This is a genomic window from Actinoplanes octamycinicus (assembly GCF_014205225.1).
Lineage (GTDB): Bacteria > Actinomycetota > Actinomycetes > Mycobacteriales > Micromonosporaceae > Actinoplanes > Actinoplanes octamycinicus.
The window spans coordinates 8,004,107-8,023,128 of record NZ_JACHNB010000001.1 but is presented as its reverse complement, the minus strand read 5'-3'; the positions used below and the strand labels follow the sequence as shown (position 1 = coordinate 8,023,128).

At 71.3% G+C, this 19,022-nt stretch carries 15 protein-coding genes; 9 read left to right on the top strand and 6 right to left on the bottom strand.

The annotated features are described in order from the left end of the window. Positions 1–58: 58 nt before the first annotated feature. The 5 genes from BJY16_RS36295 to BJY16_RS36275 all read left to right on the top strand — a co-directional run bounded on the left by BJY16_RS36295 (position 59) and on the right by BJY16_RS36275 (position 4,431). A complete protein-coding gene (locus tag BJY16_RS36295; RefSeq protein ID WP_185044072.1) occupies positions 59–733 on the top strand; it encodes a class I SAM-dependent methyltransferase in 675 nt (224 codons plus the stop codon). Between the two features lie 141 nt (positions 734–874). After that, positions 875–1,078, top strand: coding sequence for a cold-shock protein (locus BJY16_RS36290; RefSeq protein WP_185044071.1), 204 nt, complete (start codon positions 875–877; stop codon positions 1,076–1,078). A gap of 248 nt (positions 1,079–1,326) precedes the next feature. After that, the gene (locus BJY16_RS36285) at positions 1,327–2,625 is read left to right on the top strand and encodes a serine/threonine-protein kinase (RefSeq protein WP_185044070.1); all 1,299 of its coding nucleotides are present in this window, start codon (positions 1,327–1,329) and stop codon (positions 2,623–2,625) included. 92 nt (positions 2,626–2,717) lie between these two features. Beyond that, positions 2,718–3,659, top strand: coding sequence for a GNAT family N-acetyltransferase (locus tag BJY16_RS36280; RefSeq protein WP_185044069.1), 942 nt, complete (start codon positions 2,718–2,720; stop codon positions 3,657–3,659). A 43-nt stretch (positions 3,660–3,702) separates the two neighbouring features. After that, positions 3,703–4,431 (top strand): glycoside hydrolase family 25 protein, encoded by a 729-nt coding sequence (locus tag BJY16_RS36275; RefSeq protein ID WP_185044068.1) that lies wholly within the window; start codon positions 3,703–3,705, stop codon positions 4,429–4,431. Positions 4,432–4,470: 39 nt separating this feature from the next. Here the strand turns inward: BJY16_RS36275 and BJY16_RS36270 are convergent, their stop codons facing one another. Both BJY16_RS36270 and BJY16_RS36265 read right to left on the bottom strand, forming a co-directional pair. Beyond that, positions 4,471–5,817, bottom strand: coding sequence for an FAD-dependent oxidoreductase (locus tag BJY16_RS36270; RefSeq protein WP_185044067.1), 1,347 nt, complete (start codon positions 5,815–5,817; stop codon positions 4,471–4,473). A gap of 208 nt (positions 5,818–6,025) precedes the next feature. Next, on the bottom strand, positions 6,026–6,454 hold the full coding sequence (locus BJY16_RS36265) for a response regulator (RefSeq protein ID WP_185044066.1): 429 nt from the start codon (positions 6,452–6,454) through the stop codon (positions 6,026–6,028). Positions 6,455–6,522: 68 nt separating this feature from the next. On the opposite strand from BJY16_RS36265, the gene BJY16_RS36260 reads away from it, so the two are divergent. Further along, on the top strand, positions 6,523–7,482 hold the full coding sequence (locus tag BJY16_RS36260; protein WP_239177293.1) for a LacI family DNA-binding transcriptional regulator: 960 nt from the start codon (positions 6,523–6,525) through the stop codon (positions 7,480–7,482). A 32-nt stretch (positions 7,483–7,514) separates the two neighbouring features. After that, positions 7,515–8,720 (top strand): hypothetical protein, encoded by a 1,206-nt coding sequence (locus BJY16_RS36255; RefSeq protein WP_373873444.1) that lies wholly within the window; start codon positions 7,515–7,517, stop codon positions 8,718–8,720. Positions 8,721–9,483: 763 nt separating this feature from the next. On the opposite strand, the gene BJY16_RS36250 is transcribed toward BJY16_RS36255, so the two are convergent. Beyond that, the gene (locus BJY16_RS36250; protein WP_185044064.1) at positions 9,484–10,929 is read right to left on the bottom strand and encodes an MFS transporter; all 1,446 of its coding nucleotides are present in this window, start codon (positions 10,927–10,929) and stop codon (positions 9,484–9,486) included. A gap of 165 nt (positions 10,930–11,094) precedes the next feature. Here BJY16_RS36250 and BJY16_RS36245 point away from each other — a divergent pair, with 165 nt between their 5' ends. After that, positions 11,095–12,354 carry an FAD-binding oxidoreductase gene (locus BJY16_RS36245; protein ID WP_185044063.1) on the top strand — a complete coding sequence of 420 codons (1,260 nt, stop codon included), beginning with the start codon at positions 11,095–11,097 and terminating at the stop codon, positions 12,352–12,354. Positions 12,355–12,384: 30 nt separating this feature from the next. Here BJY16_RS36245 and BJY16_RS36240 read toward each other — a convergent pair whose 3' ends face one another. From BJY16_RS36240 to BJY16_RS36230, 3 genes are read right to left on the bottom strand one after another with little or no spacing between them, the layout of a single operon-like run. Continuing rightward, the gene (locus BJY16_RS36240; RefSeq protein WP_185044062.1) at positions 12,385–13,827 is read right to left on the bottom strand and encodes a dolichyl-phosphate-mannose--protein mannosyltransferase; all 1,443 of its coding nucleotides are present in this window, start codon (positions 13,825–13,827) and stop codon (positions 12,385–12,387) included. A gap of 36 nt (positions 13,828–13,863) precedes the next feature. After that, positions 13,864–16,905, bottom strand: a complete 3,042-nt coding sequence (locus tag BJY16_RS36235; RefSeq protein ID WP_185044061.1) for an NACHT domain-containing protein — start codon at positions 16,903–16,905, stop codon at positions 13,864–13,866. Positions 16,906–16,961: 56 nt separating this feature from the next. Next, positions 16,962–18,509 carry a D-arabinonate dehydratase gene (locus BJY16_RS36230; protein ID WP_185044060.1) on the bottom strand — a complete coding sequence of 516 codons (1,548 nt, stop codon included), beginning with the start codon at positions 18,507–18,509 and terminating at the stop codon, positions 16,962–16,964. Positions 18,510–18,605: 96 nt separating this feature from the next. On the opposite strand from BJY16_RS36230, the gene BJY16_RS36225 reads away from it, so the two are divergent. Next, on the top strand, positions 18,606–18,839 hold the full coding sequence (locus BJY16_RS36225) for a hypothetical protein (RefSeq protein WP_185044059.1): 234 nt from the start codon (positions 18,606–18,608) through the stop codon (positions 18,837–18,839). The last annotated feature ends 183 nt before the right edge of the window (positions 18,840–19,022 follow it).

The window sequence follows — 19,022 nt, the reverse complement described above, 5'->3', positions numbered from 1 at the left end:
CGGGTAGGGTCGGGCGAGCCAGCCGTGATCAGGCGGCCCTGCCTGATCGGAGCCTGCCGTGCCGACGCTCGACGCCAACCCGCTGACCCCGTTCGTCGCCTCCAGCGCCGTCGGCTATGACGGCCTCCGGCTGGTCCGCCCACCCTTCCTGCCCGAGCTGCGGCTGCACCTGGCCGACGACGCCATCGTCCTGCAGGCCCGGCTGGAGTCGCAGATGGGCTCCGGGCACACCCCGTTCTGGACCAGCGCCTGGGCCGGCGGCCAGGCCCTGGCCCGCTACCTGCTGGACCACCCGGACGCGGTGGCCGGCCGGCGGGTGCTCGACGTGGCCTGCGGCGGCGCGGTGGCGGCGATCGCCGCGGCCAAGGCCGGCGCCGCCCACGTCACCGCGAACGACATCGATCCGTACGCGCTGGCCGCCGCCGCGATGAACGCCGACGCGAACGCGGTCACCCTACGCCTGGTCGAGGGCGACCTGCTCGACTCCGACGCCGGCGACGCCGAGGTGGTGCTGGTCGGCGACGGCCTCTACGACCGTGAGCTGGCCGCCCGGATGCTCGCCTTCCTGCTGCGGGTGACCGCCCGCGGCGCCCGGATCCTGGTCGGCGACCCGGGCCGCGGACACCTGCCGGACTGGTGGCTGCCGGTGCTGACCAGTTACCGGATCGCCGGCCTCGGCGCCGCCCAGGACGCCGGAATCACCGAGGTCGCGGTACTCGGGACCGCCCACTGACCCCGCGCCATGTTAGGGTTGCCCCGTTGCAGCCCGATTCTGCGACGTTCCAACGCCTGATGGGCATCTCGGCCCGCCAGGCGTTTTTGTTTTGGTCAGATCGATCGGGTTCTGACCAGTCAGCAGGGGGAGTAAACCCAGATGAGCACCGGTACCGTGAAGTGGTTCAACAGCGACAAGGGCTTCGGCTTCATCACCCAGGATGACGGCGGCCCGGACGTGTTCGCCCACTTCTCCAACATCGCGGCCTCCGGCTTCCGGAGCCTCGACGAGAACCAGCGCGTCGAGTTCGAGGTCACCCAGGGCGCCAAGGGCCCGCAGGCGGAGAACATCCGCCCGCTCTGACGTCGCATGCTGCCCGGCGACCCGGTTCGGGTCCCCGGGACAGATGGGCGGCCGGCTGCCACCGGTTGAGATCCGCGGTTCTCCGCGTGAGCTCCCGGGGCGGCCGGCCGCTCTCTTTTTCCGCGCGAGACACCCGGCCGGCCCGTCGCCCGGCCGGGGTGCGGCGGGGCCGAGGGTGGCCGCCGACGGCCTACTCTGTGGTGGGCTGTGCCGCCCGCTTCGGACCGCGTTCGGAGGGTCTACCCGGGATGCCGATCAGGGCGCTACGTCGCGACGATCCCCGCCGGCTGGGCCGGTACGAATTGCTCGGGCTGCTCGGTGAGGGCGGCATGGGCGCGGTCTACCAGGCCCGCGACCCGGACGGGCGGATCGTGGCGGTGAAGGTGATCCGCCCCGAGTTCGCGGCGGTCGACGAGTTCCGGGCCCGGTTCCGCAGCGAGGTGAACCGGGCGCGCGAGGTGCCGCCGTTCAGCACCGCCGCGGTGCTCGACGCCGACCCCGACCATCACCCGCCGTACCTGGTCGTGGAGTACGTGGACGGGCCGAGTCTGGCCGAGGTGGTCGCCGAGCAGGGCCCGTTGCGCGGGGGAGCGCTGCACAGCGTGGCGGTCGGGGTCGCCACCGCGCTGGCCGCGATCCACGGCGCGGGCGTCGTCCACCGGGACCTGAAGCCGACCAACGTGCTGTTCGCCCTCGGCTCGCCGAAGGTGATCGACTTCGGGATCGCCCGGGCGCTGGAGTCGACCAGCGAGCACACCCGCACCGGTCAGATGGTCGGCACGATCGCCTACATGGCGCCGGAGCGGCTGGACGGCCCGGACCGGCCGGTCACTCCCGCCGTCGACGTGTTCGCCTGGGGTGCGGTCGTCGCCTACGCCGGCACCGGCCGCAACCCGTTCGCCGCCGAGTCGTCGGTGGGGACGGCCGCGCGGATCCTGACCGCCGAACCCGATCTCGGCGGCCTCGCCGATCCGCTGCGCGCGGTGGTGCGGCGGGCCCTGGCCAAGGACCCCGCCGACCGGCCGACCGCGTCCGACCTGCTCGACCTGCTGGTCACCCGGCCCGGCACCAACGGCGCCCGGCCGGTGCCGCGGACCCACCCCGACCGGGCCGCCGGGCGGGACACCGGGCGCCGCCGGACCGCCGTCGCGGCCGGGGCACTCGTGACGGCGGCCGCAGCCGCCGGACTGCTGCTGTCCGCGCCGTGGCGCCCCGACCGCGCGCCGGGCGCGACCGGGTCGGCGGCGCCGTCGGCCTCCCGGCCGACGAGTGTCGCACCGTCGCGGAAGGCCGGGCCGGTCTCAGACGTCCGGCTGGTCGACAAGGGCGACTCCGTCGAGCTCAGCTGGAAGTTCGCCAAGGGCAGCAAGGCCACCGTGGTGATCGCCGGCGCCCGGGCCGGGAAGGCGCCGGAGCGGTTCCAGGAGCTGCCGGCGGGCGCGACCGACTACGCCGTGTACGGCCTTCAGGAGGACCAGAACTACTGCTTCACGGTCGCTTCGAAGGACACCGCGGACACCGCCGAGAAGCTGTGCACCCGGCGGTGAGGTGCCGGCGGGTTGTACGGTGGGCGGGTACCGCTCGGTAGCGGGTCGTCCATTGTCTGCGCTCTCTCAGCGCCCGCGTGGAAGGTCCGCCCATGTCCGACATCGTGATCCGCCTGTTTGCCCGGGCCGACCGGGAGCAAGTCACCTCCCTGGTCAACGCGCACATCGCCGCCGTGATGCCGGGGGTGTCGGTGTCCGTGCAGACGGTGCTCAGCCAGCTCGAGGCCGAGCCGGGGGAGTACCTGGTGGACCGGTGGGTACGGGACCGGGTCACCCTGGTCGCCGAGCAGCGCGGCCGGGTGGTGGCCGTCGCCCACCTGCTGCGCTACTCGGCCGGCGAGCAGACCGGCGAGTGCCTGCGGGGCGCCGGGGAGATCCGCTGGCTGGTCTGCTGGCTGGACGCGCCGGGCTGGCCGGACGCGATCGAGGCCGGTGACACGCTCGCGGTGGCCTGCCACGCCCAGTTCCAGCGCTGGGGCGTCACCCGCAGGCTGGCCGACGGGGCGCTGCCGGCCCCGGGCGTCTACGGCGTGCCGGAGCAGTGGCCGCACATCAGGGCGATCTACGAGCGGATCGGATTCCGGCACTCCGGACGTACCGAAATCGTGTTCGTGGTCCTGGTCAGCGGCCTGGAGCGGCCGGCGGATCCGGTGGCCGGACTGACCGCTCGCCGGACGATGGGCATCAACGGGACGCGGTTCACCGCGGTGCTGGACGGCGCCGACGTCGGCTACGTCGAGGTGGACACCAATCTGGACGCCGGGCCCCGGGTCTCGCGGGTCGGCACCTGGGCGGACGTCGGCAACCTGTGGGTGGAGCCGGCCTGGCGGCGCCGGGGTGTCGGGCGCTGGCTGCTCGGCGTGGCGGCCGGCTGGCTGGAGCTCGGCGGGGTGACCCGGCTGCTGGACTACGCCGACGAGGACGAGGACGACTACGCCGGCTTCCTCACCGCCTGCGGCTTCACCGAGCTGACCCGCACCGCGCGCGGTTTCGTCGGCGGCGACGGTCCTCGCAAGGGGCGCACCGAGGCGTGAACGCGACAGTTCGCCGGCGGTCCGCAAGCCTACGCTGCGAGCCATGTCGGAACGCAATCTGCTCGTCGACGTCTACTCCGGTGACCTCGGCGGCAAACCCAACTGGGAAGCGCTGGTCGACGCGCCGAACGTGGTGGGCGCGATCCTGAAGGCGACCGAGGGCACCACGTTCCACACGTCCTGGTTCGACGACAACTGGCCGGCGGTGCACGACCTGGTCCCGGACCGGTACGGCGACACCTGGCTGCGCGGCGCCTACCACTTCCTCAAGTTCGATCAGGACGGGGCGGCGCAGGCGGACTTCTACCTGCGGACCGTCGAGAAGGCCGGCGGTTTCGACGTCGGCGACATCATTCCCATCGTCGACGTCGAGCTGGGCGGGGAGAACAACAGCAACCGGACCGCGACCGCCGCGCAGATCGTCGAGTGCACCACCGCGTTCGCCGAGCGGATCCGGGAGCAGGCGAATCAGCAGACCATGCTCTACGGCAACGGGGCGATGCGGGACAAGGGAATCACCGACCGGATGGGCTGCGACTGGCTCTGGGTGCCGCGCTACACCGCCCAGCTGCCCAGGAACATCTACGAGCGGGCCGGCTGGGATCTCGGCTCGGTCGCGATGTGGCAGTACTGCGGGGACGGCACCGGTTTTCTCGCCGGCTATCCGACCCGGTTCGACGGGTTCGGCGCGGTCGACATCAGCGTGGTGCTGTTCGACACCCTGGCCGACTTCCGGAACAAGGTCTGCGGCCAAGTCATCGAGATCGAATGACGAAGGGGGGCCCGTCCGGGCCCCCCTTCGGCGAAACCGTCAGCCGTTCGCGATCTCGGTCATCTCGTCGCGCGGCACGACCTTGACCCGCTTGCGGCCCTGCTGCTCGCCGAGCGCGATCTCGTGCGCGTCCAGCTTCTGCCAGCCGGTCCACGTGGTGTAGGGCAGACCGCGCTGCTCCAGGTAGGTGATCACCTCGGCCGGGTCGTGCTGCGGCGCCTGGTCCAGCCGGTCCATGTCCTCCAGCAGGCTGGCCACGGTCTCGCCGGAGCAGCCCTTGGTGTGGCCGATCAGGCCGACCGGGCCGCGCTTGATCCAGCCGGCCACGTACATCCCGGGGATGTGCTCGCCGTCCAGGTCGAGGACCCGGCCGGCGGCGTGCGGGATGGTGCCGGTCTTGGTGTCGAATGGCAGGTCGGGCAGCGCGCTGCTCAGGTAGCCGACGGCCCGGTAGACGGCCTGGACCGGCCAGTCGGTGAACTCGCCGGTGCCGCGCACCCAGCCGTCGCCGGTCAGCTCCTGGGTCTCGGTGCGCAGGCCGACCACCTTGCCGTCCTCGCCGAGCACCTCGACCGGGGCCTGCAGGAAGTACAGGTGCAGGCGGCGCGGCCGGTCCCGCGGGTCGCGGACCGCCCAGTTCTGCAGGATGTCCACGCACATCTTGACGTGCCGGGTCTGGCGCATCGCCTCGAGGCTGCCCTCGTCGAACTCGATGCCCTCCGGGTGGATGATCACCTCGACGTTCGGCGAGTGGTCGAGCTCGCGCAGCTCCTGCGGGGTGAACTTGACCTGGGCCGGGCCGCGCCGGGAGAACAGGTGCACGTCGGTCACCGGGCTCTGCTTGAGCGCCTGGTAGACGTTGTCCGGGATCTCGGTGACCAGCAGCTCGTCGGCGGTCTTGGCGAGGATCCGGGCGACGTCGATGGCGACGTTGCCGGCGCCGATGACGGCGACCTCCTTGGCCTCCAGCGGCCAGTCGCGCGGTACGTCCGGGTGCCCGTTGTACCAGGACGCGAAGTCCGCGGCGCCGAAGCTGCCCTGCAGCTCGATGCCCGGGATGTCGAGCGCCCGGTCCTTCTCGGCGCCGGTCGCGATGATCGTCGCGTCGTAGAAGCGGCTGAGCTCCTCCGGCTTGACGTCGACGCCGTACGCGACGTTGCCGATGAACCGGATCCGCGGGTTGTCCAGCACCCGGAACAGCGCGGTGATGATCTCCTTGATCCGCGGGTGGTCCGGGGCCACGCCGTAGCGGATCAGGCCGTACGGCGTGGGCAGCTTGTCGAGGATGTCGACGGTGACGTCCGGGTTGGCTTTGATGAGGTGGTCGGCGGCGTAGATGCCGGCCGGGCCGGCTCCGATGACGGCAACCCTCAGGGGGCGGTCCATGGTCGCGTTCCCTCACTCAGTCGTCGCGTGCAACAGCCGCCCAGCCAAGATCGGCCGCCGGGCGAAAGGGAACTCTAAAACTTCAACCTAGGTTCAGATCAAGTTTCGTCTCACCGGCCGTTCGCGCAGCGCGCCTGCGCGAACGGCGTTTGTGCAGCTAGTGAGCTTGTAAGGGCGGCCTAACCGCTACGGTCCGTGACATGTTTCACTACGGAAGAATGGCCACCTCGCCGTAGAACCGCTTGATCTTGCGGACCGCCTCCTCGAAGCCGTCGAGATCCATCGGCTTGGTGACGAACGCGTTCGCGTGCTGGGTGTAGCTCGCGGTGATGTCCGGCAACGCGGTCGAGGTGGTCAGCACCACGACCGGGATGCTCTTCAGCGTCTCGTCGCTCTTCACCTGGGCCAGCACCTCGTGCCCGTTCATCCGGGGCATGTTCAGGTCCAGCAGAATCAGGTCGGGCCGGGTGGCGTCGGCGTACTCCCCGCGCCGGAGCAGGTAGTCCATCGCCTCGCTGCCGTCCGAAACGCGATGAACCAAGGGCTGCGGCTCGGCGGTGAGCAGCGCCTCCTCGATCATCAGCGTGTCGGCGTCATCGTCGTCGACGATCAACACATCCAGCGCTTTGTTTGCCATGCGGCAAATAGTAGGGGATGCGGTTCTCGTTATGCTGACGCCGCCGGATGACATCACAAGGGGGCGACGTGGCGCGCACGACCGTACAGGACGTGGCCCGCGAAGCCGGCGTCTCGGTGTCGACCGTCTCCCGCGCGCTGACCGGCGGCACGGTCAGCGCGAGCACCCGCGAGGCGGTGCAGGCGATCGCCGCGCGGCTCGGCTACCAGCCCAACCGGGCCGCCCGGGGACTGATCACCGGGCGTACCGGAAATCTGGGGTTGATCGTCCCGGACCTGCGCAATCCGTTCTTCGCGGACGTGGCCAAGGGGGTGACCGCCCGGGCCCGCGCGGTCGACTACGGGGTGTTCATCACCGACACCGACGAGGACCCGGTCGCCGAGCTGGAGGCGCTCGCCTCGCTCGGCCGCAACACCGACGGCGTGTTGCTCTGCTCGCCCCGATCACCCGACGCGGACCTGCGGAAAGCGGCCGACCCGGCGACCACCGTGCTGCTGCACCGCCGGGTGCCCGGGCTCTCCTCGGTGGTGGCGGACATCGCCGACGGGATCGGGCAGGCGGTCCGGCATCTGATCGCCTCAGGTCATCGACGGATCGCGTACGTCGGCGGGCCGGAGGACTCCTGGGCTGCCCGGCAGCGCCTCGCCGTGCTGTCCGAGGTCCCCGAGGTGATGGTGCTCGACCCGGTCGCGCCCACCTTCGAGGGCGGCCTGGGCGCCGCCGACCCGGTGCTGGCCGGTCCGGCCACCGCGGTGCTCGCCTACAACGACCTGGTCGCGCTCGGCCTGCTGCACCGGCTGGCGGCCCGCGGGGTGCCGGTGCCCGGCCGGATCAGCGTGGTCGGTTTCGACGACGTGAGCCTGGCCGCGATGAGCCACCCGCCGCTGACCACGGTGACCGTCCCCAAGGACCGATCCGGATCGGTCGGCCTCGACCTGCTGCTCGGCCACACCGGCGCGCCCGGCGACCAGATGATCCTGCCGACCCACCTCGTCGTTCGCGGTTCCTCGGACGCGCCCCCCTCTTGATCAGCGGGAACGGCTAGCATCGCCCGGTGCGAATTCGACGTGGACTGCTTGCCGGGGTGCTGAGCCTGTTCGTCGCCGCGACACTGGGCGCGTGTGGCGGCGACGACGCGCCGGCCGATGCCGCCGCCGGCTCCACCGTGGCCACCTCCGCCCCCGTGGTGCCGGCCGCCTCCACCGGCACCCCGGTCTCGGTGGCCCCGTCGCCTGCCGCGTCGCCGAGCAAGACGCCGACCAAGCAGCCGGTCAAGGAGTCCACCCTGCCCAAGCCCGGCAACCCGGCCGGCAGGGCGAGCATCCCGGCCGAGGCCAAACCGGTCGACACCAGCAAGCCGGACCGCACGGTCGGCAAGGGCACCCCGGCCAGCTGCACCTCGGCCGCCGTGGTCAAGGCGGTCGCGGCCGGCGGCATCATCACCTTCGACTGCGGGCCGGCCCCGGTCACCATCACGATGACCAGCACCGCGAAGGTGGTCAACGCCAAGACCAAGATCGTCCTTGACGGCGGCAACAAGGTCACCCTGAGCGGCGGCGGCAAGCGCCGGATCCTCTACATGAACACGTGCGACGAGGCGCAGGGCTGGACCACCTCGCACTGCTACGACCAGGAGACGCCCCGCCTGACCGTGCAGAACCTGGCCTTCACCCAGGGCAACAGCACCGGCGACAAGTCCGACGGCACGCAGGGCGGCGGCGGGGCGATCTTCGTCCGCGGCGGCCACCTCAAGGTGATCAACTCGCGGTTCACCGGCAACCGCTGCGACCGCACCGGCCCCGACCTGGGCGGCGCCGCGATCCGGGTGCTCGAGCAGGGCGGCGACACCCCGGTCTACGTCGTCGGCAGCACGTTCACCGGCGGCAGCTGCTCGAACGGTTCGGCGCTGTCCAGCATCGGCGTCTCCTGGACCGTGCTGAACAGCTACTTCTCCGGCAACAACGCGGTCGGCAAGGGCGCCAACCCGGCCCGCTCCGGCACCCCGGGCGGCGGCAGCGGCGGTGCCATCTACCTCGACGGCAACAAGTTCACCCTCACCCTGGACGGCACCCTGATCGAGAACAACAAGGCCGTCGAGGGCGGCGGCGCGATCTTCTTCGTCAGCAACGACCGCACCGGCACCCTGGTCATCCGCAACTCCAAGCTGCGCCGCAACCCGAGCGCCGGCTTCGAGACCGACGGCCTCCCCGGCATCTTCTACCTGGGCAGCGGCAACCCGAAGATCACAAACTCAAAGCTCTCCTGAACCCCATTTTCGTACGCCTCCGTCCCGCCGAGCCCCGCCCGCGCGAGGCGGTCCCGGCCCGGGGCCGCACCGCGGCTCCGGGTCCGCCCGTGGTCCAGACCGCGGCAAGCCGCACCTCGAACCGGACCACCCGCCTCGGCCTCAGAACCCGCGGCGCGGGGCGGTCCGGACCGAGCGCACCCTCCGCCCGACGGCTCGCCGTGCTACTGGCCGACGGCTCGCCGTGCTACTGGCCGACGGCTCGCCATGCCCCTGACCGGCAGCTCGCCGTGCCGCTGACCGATGAAAGCGAACCACTGCCTCCCGAAACGCCGGGCAAGACCGCGTCGGTCCCCGCGCAGCGCCGAGTCCAGAGGGCCGGGCGCCCCACCACCGGCCCGGTGCCCGACCGGACATTTGGCCCGAGCGACCCCCGCGACGCACCTCGCCCGGATCTGACCGAGGTCCTGTCACCTGGCATCCTGGCGGCGGCGCTACCGGTCGCCGCCGCGGTCTGTTGGGCGCGCGTGCGGCTCCGCGAACACACCACCGCCCAGGTTCTCGCCGGAGCCGCGAGCGAAGTCGGCTCAGCCGCGCGTCATCCACATCAGCGCGTTGTCCACAGCCCAACCGCGGGTGATCTCGCTTCCGCGTCACACTGTCTTCGGGCGGCTCCCCCTGGGCGGGCGGGGACTGGGAAGTGGCAGGGTCAGACCGGAATCGACCAGCAGGTCATGGCGTCTGAAGACCAGTGAAGCGGCCCCACGAGCCCGTCGAGACCGGGTCAGGCGGGCGCCGCGGCGTCCTGGCCCGGTGCCGCCTGCCGGTCGGGCGACTTCTGCCGCGGAGCATCGCCGGGTAGCAGCGCGGCCAGCACCACCATCAGCCCCGCCACGATCACGATGCCGATGAAGATCCGGTGCACCGCCGTCGTCAGTCCCGCCGGGGTGACCGCTCCGGAGCCCAGCACCGCGTTGGCGACCGCGCCGAAGACCGCTACGCCCAGGGCGCTGCCGACCGAACGCAGGAAGATGTTGTTCGCGGTGACCACGCCTCGTTCCGCCCAGCCGACGCTGGACTGCGCGGCGATCAGCGTGGGTGATGAGGTGAGCCCCATGCCCAAGCCGATGATCGTGCAGTAGCCGGCCACCTCGAACAGGCTGGAGTGCCGGCCGAGCAGGAGCAGCAGCCCCGACCCGGCGAACACCAGCGTGGTGCCGGTCAGCGCGCACACCCGGAAACCGAACCGCAGGTACACCCGGCCGGACTGGCTCGCCGCGATCGGCCAGCCCAGGGTGAGCGCGGCCAGCGCCAGACCGGCCACCAGCGGTCCCGCCCCGAGCACCTCCTGCGCGTACGTCGGCACGTACGAGCTCAGGGCCATCAGGATGGCGCCGACGCAGACGGACAGCTGCCCGCTGGTGACCAGCAGGCGCCGGCGGAAGATCCAGAGTGGCAGGACCGGCTGGGCCGCCGTGCGCTCCACGAACCCGAACGCGATCAGCAGCAGCACCCCGAGCCCGAGGATCGCGACGCTCGCCGGTGACGCCCAGCCCCAGGCCTGGCCGCCCTCCAGGACACCCAGGATGAGCAGGGTCAGCCCGACGGTGAGCAGGGTCGCGCCCCGATAGTCGACGACCGCTCGCGCGCGCCCCCGGTCCTCGTGGAACCTGCGCATGATCATCCATGCGGCCAGCAGGCAGAGCGGGACGTTGACGAAGAAGATCCAGCGCCAGCTGACGTACTCGCTGAACACGCCGCCCAGCGTCGGGCCGACGACCGAGGAGACACCCCAGACGCTGGCCACGTAGCCCTGCACCTTGGCGCGCTCGGCCACCGAGTACAGGTCGCCGACGATCGTGATGGCGGTCGGCTGGATCGCCCCGGCGCCCAGACCCTGCACCACCCGGAAGGCGATGAGCAGCCAGATGTTCCACGCGGCGCCGCAGAAGATCGAGCCGAGCAGGAACAGCGCGATGCCGAACAGGATGACCGGCTTGCGCCCGAACATGTCGTTGAGCTTGCCGTAGACCGGCACCGACACCGCCTGCGCGAGCAGGTAGATCGAGAAGAGCCAGGGGAACTGGTGGAAACCGCCGATGTCGCGCACCACCGACGGCACCGCGGTCGCGATGATCGTCGAGTCGATCGCGATCAGCGCGGTGGCGAGCATCATCGCGCCGAGCACCGCACCCCGGTCGCCGCGCAGGCCAATTCTGTCGTCCGCCATCACCGCCACCCTAATCCCGGGTCGGCGCCGGCCCGGCGGCGGGCGAGCCGCAGCCGGTGAGCGACCGCGGCCCGGGGCGCGGCCTCAGCTTGGGGCCGGCGTGCTCGCGGCGTACCGGAAATCGGATTTTGATGTCGGCGCCGGCCTGCCTCTAGCGTCGGACGCATGCCCGAGATCCTCACCCCCGAGTCGCCCGGCTACGACCAGGTCCGCCGCCCGGTCAACCCGGCCTTCCAAGACGTCCGGCCCCGGCTGGTGGTGCGCTGCGAGTCGGTGGCGGACGTGGTCGGCGCGCTGGCCCACGCGACCGCCACCGGGCTGCGGCTGGTCCCGCGCGGCGGCGGGCACTGCTTCGCGGGCCGGTCGTCGACGGACGGGATCCTGCTCGACCTGTCCCGCCTCGACGGCATCACGGTCGACGGCGGGATCGCCACGATCGGCGCGGGCGCCCGGCTCGCGCAGGTCTACGCGGCGCTGCACGGCCACGGCGTGACGCTGCCGGCCGGGTGCGGCCCGACCGTCGGGATCGCCGGGCTCACCCTCGGCGGCGGGATCGGGCTGCTCGGCCGGCGGTACGGCCTGACCTGCGATCGGCTGATCGGCGCGCAAGTCGTGCTCGCCGACGGCTCGGTGGTGGAGTGCGACCAGGACCGGCACCCGGACCTGTTCTGGGCGCTGCGCGGCGCGGGCGGCGGGCAGTTCGGAGTGGTCACGGAGCTGCGCTTCGCCACCGTGCCGGAACCTCTGACCACCCGGATCTCCGCGTGCTGGCCGGATGCCGACGTCGCGGAGCTGGTCTCCGCCTGGCAGGCGTGGGCGCCGGACGCGCCCGGCGACCTCACCGTCAACCTCACCCTGGTCGCCGAACCCGGCGCGCCGGTGGTCGCCACCCTGTTCGGCGCCGCCACTCTTGCCGAGGACGTGACCCGGCAGCTGCTGCGGGACTTCACCGACCGGCAGGCCGACCTGCGCGGCGGGCTGCCCTTCCACCGGCTGAAGCAGACCTTCCTGGATCCGGAGCCCGCCCCCGCCCACCGGATCCGGTCGGAGTTCTTCGCCCGCGCACTGTCCGACGACACGCTCGCGGCCCTGCTGGATGAGGTCGGCAGTGCGCCGACCCGGCGGCAGCTCACCTTCACCGCGATGGGCGGCGCCTACAACCACGTCCCCGAGGACGCCACCGCCTTCGCCCACCGCGGCGAACGCTTCCTGCTCGAACACCTCGGTGCCCCGGCCGACCGGTGGATCGACCGCTCCTGGGCGATCACCCACCCGGACGGCTCCGGACGGGTCTACCCGAACTTTCCCGACCCGGCCCTGGACGACTGGCCGGCGGCCTACCACGCCGGCAACTACCAGCGCCTGACGGCGGTCAAGCAGACCTACGACCCGCACCGCTTCTTCGACTTCCCGCAAGCCGTCTGAGCGTGCTCGCGCCGTGGTCTTGATCCGGGGTCAGACCCAGCGGGTGCCCAGCCACATGCGGGCCCACCAGCTGTCGTAGGGGATCACCTGGTCCACGAAGATCGGCCAGAAATACGCGAAGCACAGTGCGACCGCCACCACATACACCGCGGCGATCGTGATGCCGGTGGACTTGAACTCGGCGATGAGGACGCCGAGGACGTAGACGACGGCGAGGATCAGGAACGGCAGGGCGGGCAGGACGTAGAACGAGAACATCGTCCGGCTGTCCGCGACCGCGTAGTAGAACCACGGGAGCAGGCCGGCCAGCGCGCTCACGACGATCGCGTAGGCACGCCAGTCGCGGCGGGCGATGCCCAGCCAGATCAACGCGAGCAGCGCCGGCAGGAACGACCACCAGAGGATCGGGGTGCCGAGCAGCACGATCTCCTGGGCGCACTTCGCGGCGCCGCAGCCGCCCGGGGTGGCGAAGTCGAACGGGACCGGGCGGCCGAGCAGCAGCCACTGCCACGGCCAGGACTGGTAGCGGTGCGGCTTGGTCAGGTCGCTGTGGAAGGTGTACGCCTCCGAGTGGTAGTGCCACAGGTTGAGCAGCGCGCCCAGGATCGGCGGCTCGCTCATCCCGTTGTCGGCCCGCCAGTGCCGGTAGAAGCCGGTGTCGGTGACCAGCCAGCCGGTCCAGGTGGCCAGGTAGAAGACGGCGGCCAGGGCGAAACTGGTCAGCCCCCAGCCCAGGTCGGCGAGGAAGGTGAACGGGCGGCCGGCCGAGCTGCGGGCCCGCACCCGCCACACCACGATCAGCCCCGCGAAGACCGGCAGGAAGAACAGCGCGCTCCACTTCACGCCGCAGGCCAGGCCGTAGAGGATCCCGGCGGCGAGCAGCCACCAGGGCACGATGCGGCGTTCGATCCCGGTCTCCAGGGCGCGCAGCAGGCTCCGCCGGTAATGGTCCCGGTCGAGCACCATCGCCGCGAAGGTGGCCAGGATGAACAGGCCGAGGAAGATGTCGAGCAGCGAGGTCCGGGACAGCACCAGCTGGAAGCCGTCCAGGGTCATCAGCAGCCCGGCCAGCCCGGCCAGCACGATCGAGTGGAACAGCCGGTAGGCGACCCGGATCAGGATCAGGATCATCAGCGTGCCGGCGACCGCGGCCGGGAACCGCCAGCCCAGCTCGGTGTTCCCGAACGCCTTCTCGCCGAGCGCGATCAGCCACTTGCCCAGCGGCGGGTGCACGACGTAGCCCGGCCCGTTGGTCTTCTCGTCCCACTCGACGCCGTGCTGCAGCATGTCCCACGCGTCGGTCGGATAGTAGATCTCATCAAAGATCAACTTCTTGGGGTACGTGATGCCGCTCAGCCGCAGGATCGCCGCAACCGTCACGATCACCCCGGTGACCAGCCACGAGTACGGATCGAGTCGGCCGTCCAGCCTCGACAGCCGCCGCCGGACAAGGTCGGGTACCGCCGTGATCATCCGGCGATTTTAGGGGGTCGGCGCCTGAGCGGGTTGTCAGAGCCCGTCGAGCATCGGCCGCCGCCGGCCGTTCCGGCGGCGGGGCTGTAGCCGTTCCCGGCGCCGGGGGCGAGGCGGCCGTGGGTCGTTCGCCGCTCGCAGTGTCTGCCGGCCCAGCTTGTCGTCGAGGAACAGGAGGGCGGCAGCGGCTTCGATGCGGACTTCGTCGCTGTAGTAATCGGTGAGGACGATGTCGCGGAGCACCGGGCCCGCTGTGGTGTCGCCGAGGCGGATCAACATGTCCGCTGCCGTCGTCCGGCAAGCCGTGGGCAGATCCCGGTCGGCGGCTATGGTGCGGATCGTCTCGGCGCCTTCGTCAGACTTGCTGCGCGCCAGCACCCAGGCCTTCTCGAGCCGCCGGAAAATCTCCTCGGCCGGGCTGCTGGCGGGAGTGCGGGCCGCCACCTGGGTCGGCGCGGGTGTCACCTCGGCCCGACGAGCGACGAGGCGGCGTTCCGCCTCGCGCCGATCGAGTTTCTTGAGCCCTGGGTCGGTGGTCATGCGTTCGAGGGCGAGGAAAGCGAGCGGGTCCTGAAGGCGTTCGAGGGCATCGATCGCATCGAACCTGTCGATCGGGCGGCAGTTCCCGGCCAGGGCGATCTGGTGCAGTACCTGGATGGCGTCCTCGTCGCCGTAGACAGACAGCGCCTGGGCGGCGATGCGCCGTTCGCTGGTGGAGGCCCGTACGTCGTGCAGCGTGTCCCGGTGAACCGCCATGGTGAGCCGGGAGTCGCCGATGTCCAGCGCCGCGGCGGCCTGCATGCGCTCTGTCGGGGTCAGCGCGCCGGTCTGCAGCATCTCGTCGAGGGCCTCCCGGACCCCCGGCTCGCCGAGCGAGACCAGAGCGGCCTCGAAGCGAGCGTGCAATTCGGTGCCGTGCAGGGCGCAGTGCGCCATGAGTTGTCGAACATTGGCCGGCGCCGGCATGCTGACCGTGGCCGTTCGCGGCCGGGGAAGCCTGCGGAGCATGAAGACGGCGAACTCAGGGTCGAGCTTCTCCACCCGACCGATCAGGTAGGCGCGTGCGTCCACCGACTGGAGTGCCTCCACACTGAGCTCCCGGATCGTCCTGCGGTGTCGTACGGGCTCCTGATCGAAGAGCACTGCCGCCAGCTTGCAGCGGAAGGCGAGTGGCTCGGTACGGTCGTCGAGCAGCTCTTCGAGCCGGCGACGGAGCCAAGGTCGTGCGGTCGCGATGCCGAGCAGGACGGCCAGGCAGTCGGCGGTGGTTTCATGGTCATGCCTGGTCCGGGTGAGAAGTGCGTCGGCGACAGCCTTCTCCACCTCTGGCTGGACCGCCATGCCGTCGGCGAGAATTCGCCCTGCGCCGACCGGGTCCGCAGCGGCACCGGTCAGCAGCCTGGCGACCACCCCTGAGATGTCGTTGGCACGGCGAGCCAGGCAGAACAGCGCGTAACTGCGGCGGGCCGGATCGGCGAAATCCAACCGCCAGCGCACCTCGTCGAAGGCGCCGCCCGCCGGATCCGCGGCGAGGTACTCGGCGATGCTGCGATGGATGAAGGCGATCCCGACACTCTGTGGGACGGTCAGCGAGGTGGCGATCAGTCGCTGACGGAGCGTGTTGAGGCGATCGAACCGCGTCGTACCGGAAAGGATTTTGGGGGTGCAGGCGGACTCGGCTCGCACGACGGCCTGCGCGAGCGGATTGAGACGACCGGACGAGACGGTGGCGGAAGCGGACACGACCAGCAACTCGTCGATGCGGCCGTCCACCCGTGCGGCGAAGGCGGTCAGTTCCGAGGTGGCCGAGACCGGCCGAGGACCAGCCGGCATCCGGTCCAGCGGGATGGACCGGGCGCGGCGCAGTACCCGGATGAAGGCGCGGTACAGGTCGGTACGGTCGGTGGGCAGATCCGCCCCCCGATCGTTTTGATAGATCGTCGCCGCCATGGTGGCCATCAGCGGGTTTCGGGCCAACCCGCCGAGTCCTGCGGCTTCGATCCGGCTCAGAAATCGCGAAGCTTCCCCCGCGGTCTCCGCCTTCGAGGCGTCGGACGGCGCCTGATGGGCGAACCACGCCTTGGCGAACAGTCCCAGCCCTTCTGGATCGAACTCCTCAAGGTGGAACTGCCGGGCTCCTGACTCGACCAGGGGCGGCAGCTCGCCCGGCGGCAGCGATCGGGAAGTGATCAGGAAACGCACCCATCGGGGACGGGACGACACCTCGTGGCTGAGCAACCGCAGCACCCGGGCCCGTTCCCGCGGGTCAACGATCTCGTCGATGCCGTCGACACAGACCAGCCAGGCGGCGCCGGGGAAAGGCGGCCGGGTGAGCAGTCCGTGAGGCGAGGCCACCGGGTCCGGCAGTCCCAGGGACTCCTCCAGCGAGGCGGTGACGAGCGAAGTTGCTGGCGCGCGCAGGGCGACTACGCCGTCATACGGTGGTCCGATCCGGGTGCGCCAGCGTGGGGCGTTGAGCCACCAGGAACTCGTATCCACGACCAGCCGGGCGGCAAGAGTGGACTTGCCGCCGCCGGGGCCGGCAGTGAGGACGACGTGCCGATGCCGGCTGATCATGGTTTCCGCGCGGATCCGCGGTTCGCCGGCGTCCGCGGCGCCCCGGACGAGCTGACGTACGTAGACGTGGAGTGGATCGGCCGCGGTGCCGGTCAGGTCGTACATCTGATCGCGAGCGGCCGACAGTTGAGCGGTGAGCAGAGCGTTGATGTCGGTCGAGGCGGCCGGTGCGCGAGACCAACGGACCAGCCATCGGATCAGCGCCGCAAACGCGACCAAGCCGAGGACGAAACCGATCATGGGCGGGTACAGCCTCGGCAGGCCCAGGCGAGCGGCTGCCCTGGGGCCTGCCCAGGACACGGCCACCGCCAACGATGCGGGTAACAGCACCGAAACGGACAGCGACCAGAGATCGGAGCGGGTCCGCGTGGCTGGCGGCGCCTGCCGCTGCTGCCGGGCCGCCAGGACGGAGAGGATCAGCGACGCGATGCCGGCCGATGCCCCGACGATCGAGCCGGCTTTGTCGGCCACGCTCAGCCACGTGGCGTCCGCAAGCGACACTCGGAAATTCTACTGGTCGCACCGGCGATCTGGCCGCTTCGGATCCGGCCGGACCGTCAGGTCACCGCGCCCAGTTGCCACGGGACGAACTCGTCGCGGCCCAGGTCCAGGTCCTCGCTTGCGGTGAGCTTGCCGGAGGCGACGGCCAGGATGGTTTCGAAGATGTCGGCGCCGGCCGCCTCGATGGTGGTGGCGCCGGTGACGATGCCGCCGGTGTCCAGGTCCATGTCGTCGCGCATCCGCTCGAAGATCTCCGAGTTCGTGGCGATCTTGATGACCGGGGCGGGCTTGCCGCCGAGCACCGAGCCGCGGCCGGTGGTGAAGCAGACCACGGTGGCGCCGCCGGCGACCAGGCCGGTGACCGAGACCGGGTCGTACCCCGGGGTGTCCATGAAGGTGAAGCCGGGCTCGGTGACGCGCTCGGCGTACTCGTAGACCGCGGTCAGCGGCGCGGAACCACCCTTGGCGACCGCGCCCAGGGATTTCTCCAGGATCGTGGTGAGCCCGCCGGCCTTGTTGCCGGGCGACGGGTTGTTGTCCAGCGTGCCGCCGCCGGCCTCGACGTACTTGTGCCACCAGGCGATCCGGTCGAGCAGCCGCTGCCCGACCTCCCGGCTGACCGCCCGCCGGGTGAGCAGGTGCTCGGCGCCGAAGACCTCGGGAGTCTCGGCCAGCACGGTGGTCGCGCCCTGGGCGACGAGCAGGTCGGAGGCGTGGCCGAGGGCCGGGTTCGCGGTGATCCCGGAGTATCCGTCGGAGCCGCCGCAGTTCAGCCCGAGCACCAGCTTCGACGCGGGCACGGTCTGCCGGCGGCGCTTGTCGAGCCGGTCCAGCATCCCGCGAACGGTCTCGGCGCCGGCCCGGACGGTGGCCCGGATGCCGCCGGTCTCCTGGATGGTCATCCGCTCGATCAGCGTGTCGGCCGGCGCGTCCAGGTCGGCGAGCAGCGTCTGCACGCCGAGCATCTCGCAGCCGAGTCCAAGAACGATCAGGCCGCCGATGTTCGGGTGACCGGCGTAGCCGCGCAGCGTGCGCCGCAGGATCTGGCCGCCCTCGCTGGCCGGGACCATGCCGCAGCCGGAGTCGTGGGCGAGCGCGACGACGCCGTCCACGTTCGGCCAGGCGTCCATGACCGGGCCGCGGAACTGGTCGGCGATCATCCGGGCCGTCGAGGCGGAGCAGTTCACCGAGGTCACGATGCCGACGTAGTTGCGCGTGCCGACCGTGCCGTCGGCCCGCGGGAAGCCCTCGAAGGTGCGCGCCGCGGCCGCCGGGGTGATCGTCACGAGCCCGGTGCCGAACTCGTAGTCGTGTTCGACGGCGTCCATGCCCAGGTTGTGCGCGTGCACCTGCTCACCGGCCCGGATCGCCGCCGTCGCCCGGCCGATGACCTGCCCGTACTTGCGGATCTGCGCCCCCGTGGCCAGATCCCGCAGGGCGATCTTGTGGCCGCGCGGCACCGGCGTCAGGACGGTCAGCTCGCGGCCGTCGTACCGCAGCACCCGGCCCTCGGCCAGGTCCCGGGTGGCCACCGCGACGTCGTCCCCGTCGCGCAGCAGAAGGGCGGCTTCCCGCAGGTCGGCGGGCTCGGCATGGTCGGGCATGGGTGCCTTCCTGCGGTCCGTGACAGTTAGTGGAAACGTTTGCATCGACATCCTGGCACGTCAGCCCGCGCCGCGTCGAGATGGCACACTGTGCCGATGGCCCGGCTGTCCGAGGTGGAGTGGTTGCTGAACGACCTGTGCGTGCGCCTCGGCTTCTGCCTGCCGCCGGCCGCCGCGCGGCGCCTGATCCAGTCCCCGCCGGCCGACGCCGATGCCTTCGCCGAGGCGGTCTTCGAGGCCGAGGGCATGCCGCAGCCGGCAGTCCACCACAGCGACCTCCACCGCCGCGTGCGCGCGCTGATCGCCGAGCACATGTCCCGCTGGCCCTGATCAAGACCCTGTTCCGGTACGGCCTCAGCGTTGAGTCCCGTGCCAGTCCATGCGCTTGGTAGTCGTCGGCGCCTTCCTCGCCCGCGAGAGCCGCACCCCACGCCGCTGACATGCTGTCGGCGCGCAATCCACATCAGCGCGTTGTCCACAGCCCCGCCGCGTGTGAGCACCTTTTCGGGCCAG

Bases quoted from the DNA above. Each gene is read 5' to 3' on its own strand.
- BJY16_RS36290 (WP_185044071.1), top strand. From the start codon at position 875: ATGAGCACCGGTACCGTGAAGTGGTTCAACAGCGACAAGGGCTTCGGC.
- BJY16_RS36285 (WP_185044070.1), top strand. From the start codon at position 1,327: ATGCCGATCAGGGCGCTACGTCGCGACGATCCCCGCCGGCTGGGCCGG.
- BJY16_RS36280 (WP_185044069.1), top strand. From the start codon at position 2,718: ATGTCCGACATCGTGATCCGCCTGTTTGCCCGGGCCGACCGGGAGCAA.
- BJY16_RS36275 (WP_185044068.1), top strand. From the start codon at position 3,703: ATGTCGGAACGCAATCTGCTCGTCGACGTCTACTCCGGTGACCTCGGC.
- BJY16_RS36270 (WP_185044067.1), bottom strand. From the start codon at position 5,817: ATGGACCGCCCCCTGAGGGTTGCCGTCATCGGAGCCGGCCCGGCCGGC.
- BJY16_RS36265 (WP_185044066.1), bottom strand. From the start codon at position 6,454: ATGGCAAACAAAGCGCTGGATGTGTTGATCGTCGACGACGATGACGCC.
- BJY16_RS36250 (WP_185044064.1), bottom strand. From the start codon at position 10,929: ATGGCGGACGACAGAATTGGCCTGCGCGGCGACCGGGGTGCGGTGCTC.
- BJY16_RS36245 (WP_185044063.1), top strand. From the start codon at position 11,095: ATGCCCGAGATCCTCACCCCCGAGTCGCCCGGCTACGACCAGGTCCGC.
- BJY16_RS36240 (WP_185044062.1), bottom strand. From the start codon at position 13,827: ATGATCACGGCGGTACCCGACCTTGTCCGGCGGCGGCTGTCGAGGCTG.
- BJY16_RS36230 (WP_185044060.1), bottom strand. From the start codon at position 18,509: ATGCCCGACCATGCCGAGCCCGCCGACCTGCGGGAAGCCGCCCTTCTG.
- BJY16_RS36225 (WP_185044059.1), top strand. From the start codon at position 18,606: ATGGCCCGGCTGTCCGAGGTGGAGTGGTTGCTGAACGACCTGTGCGTG.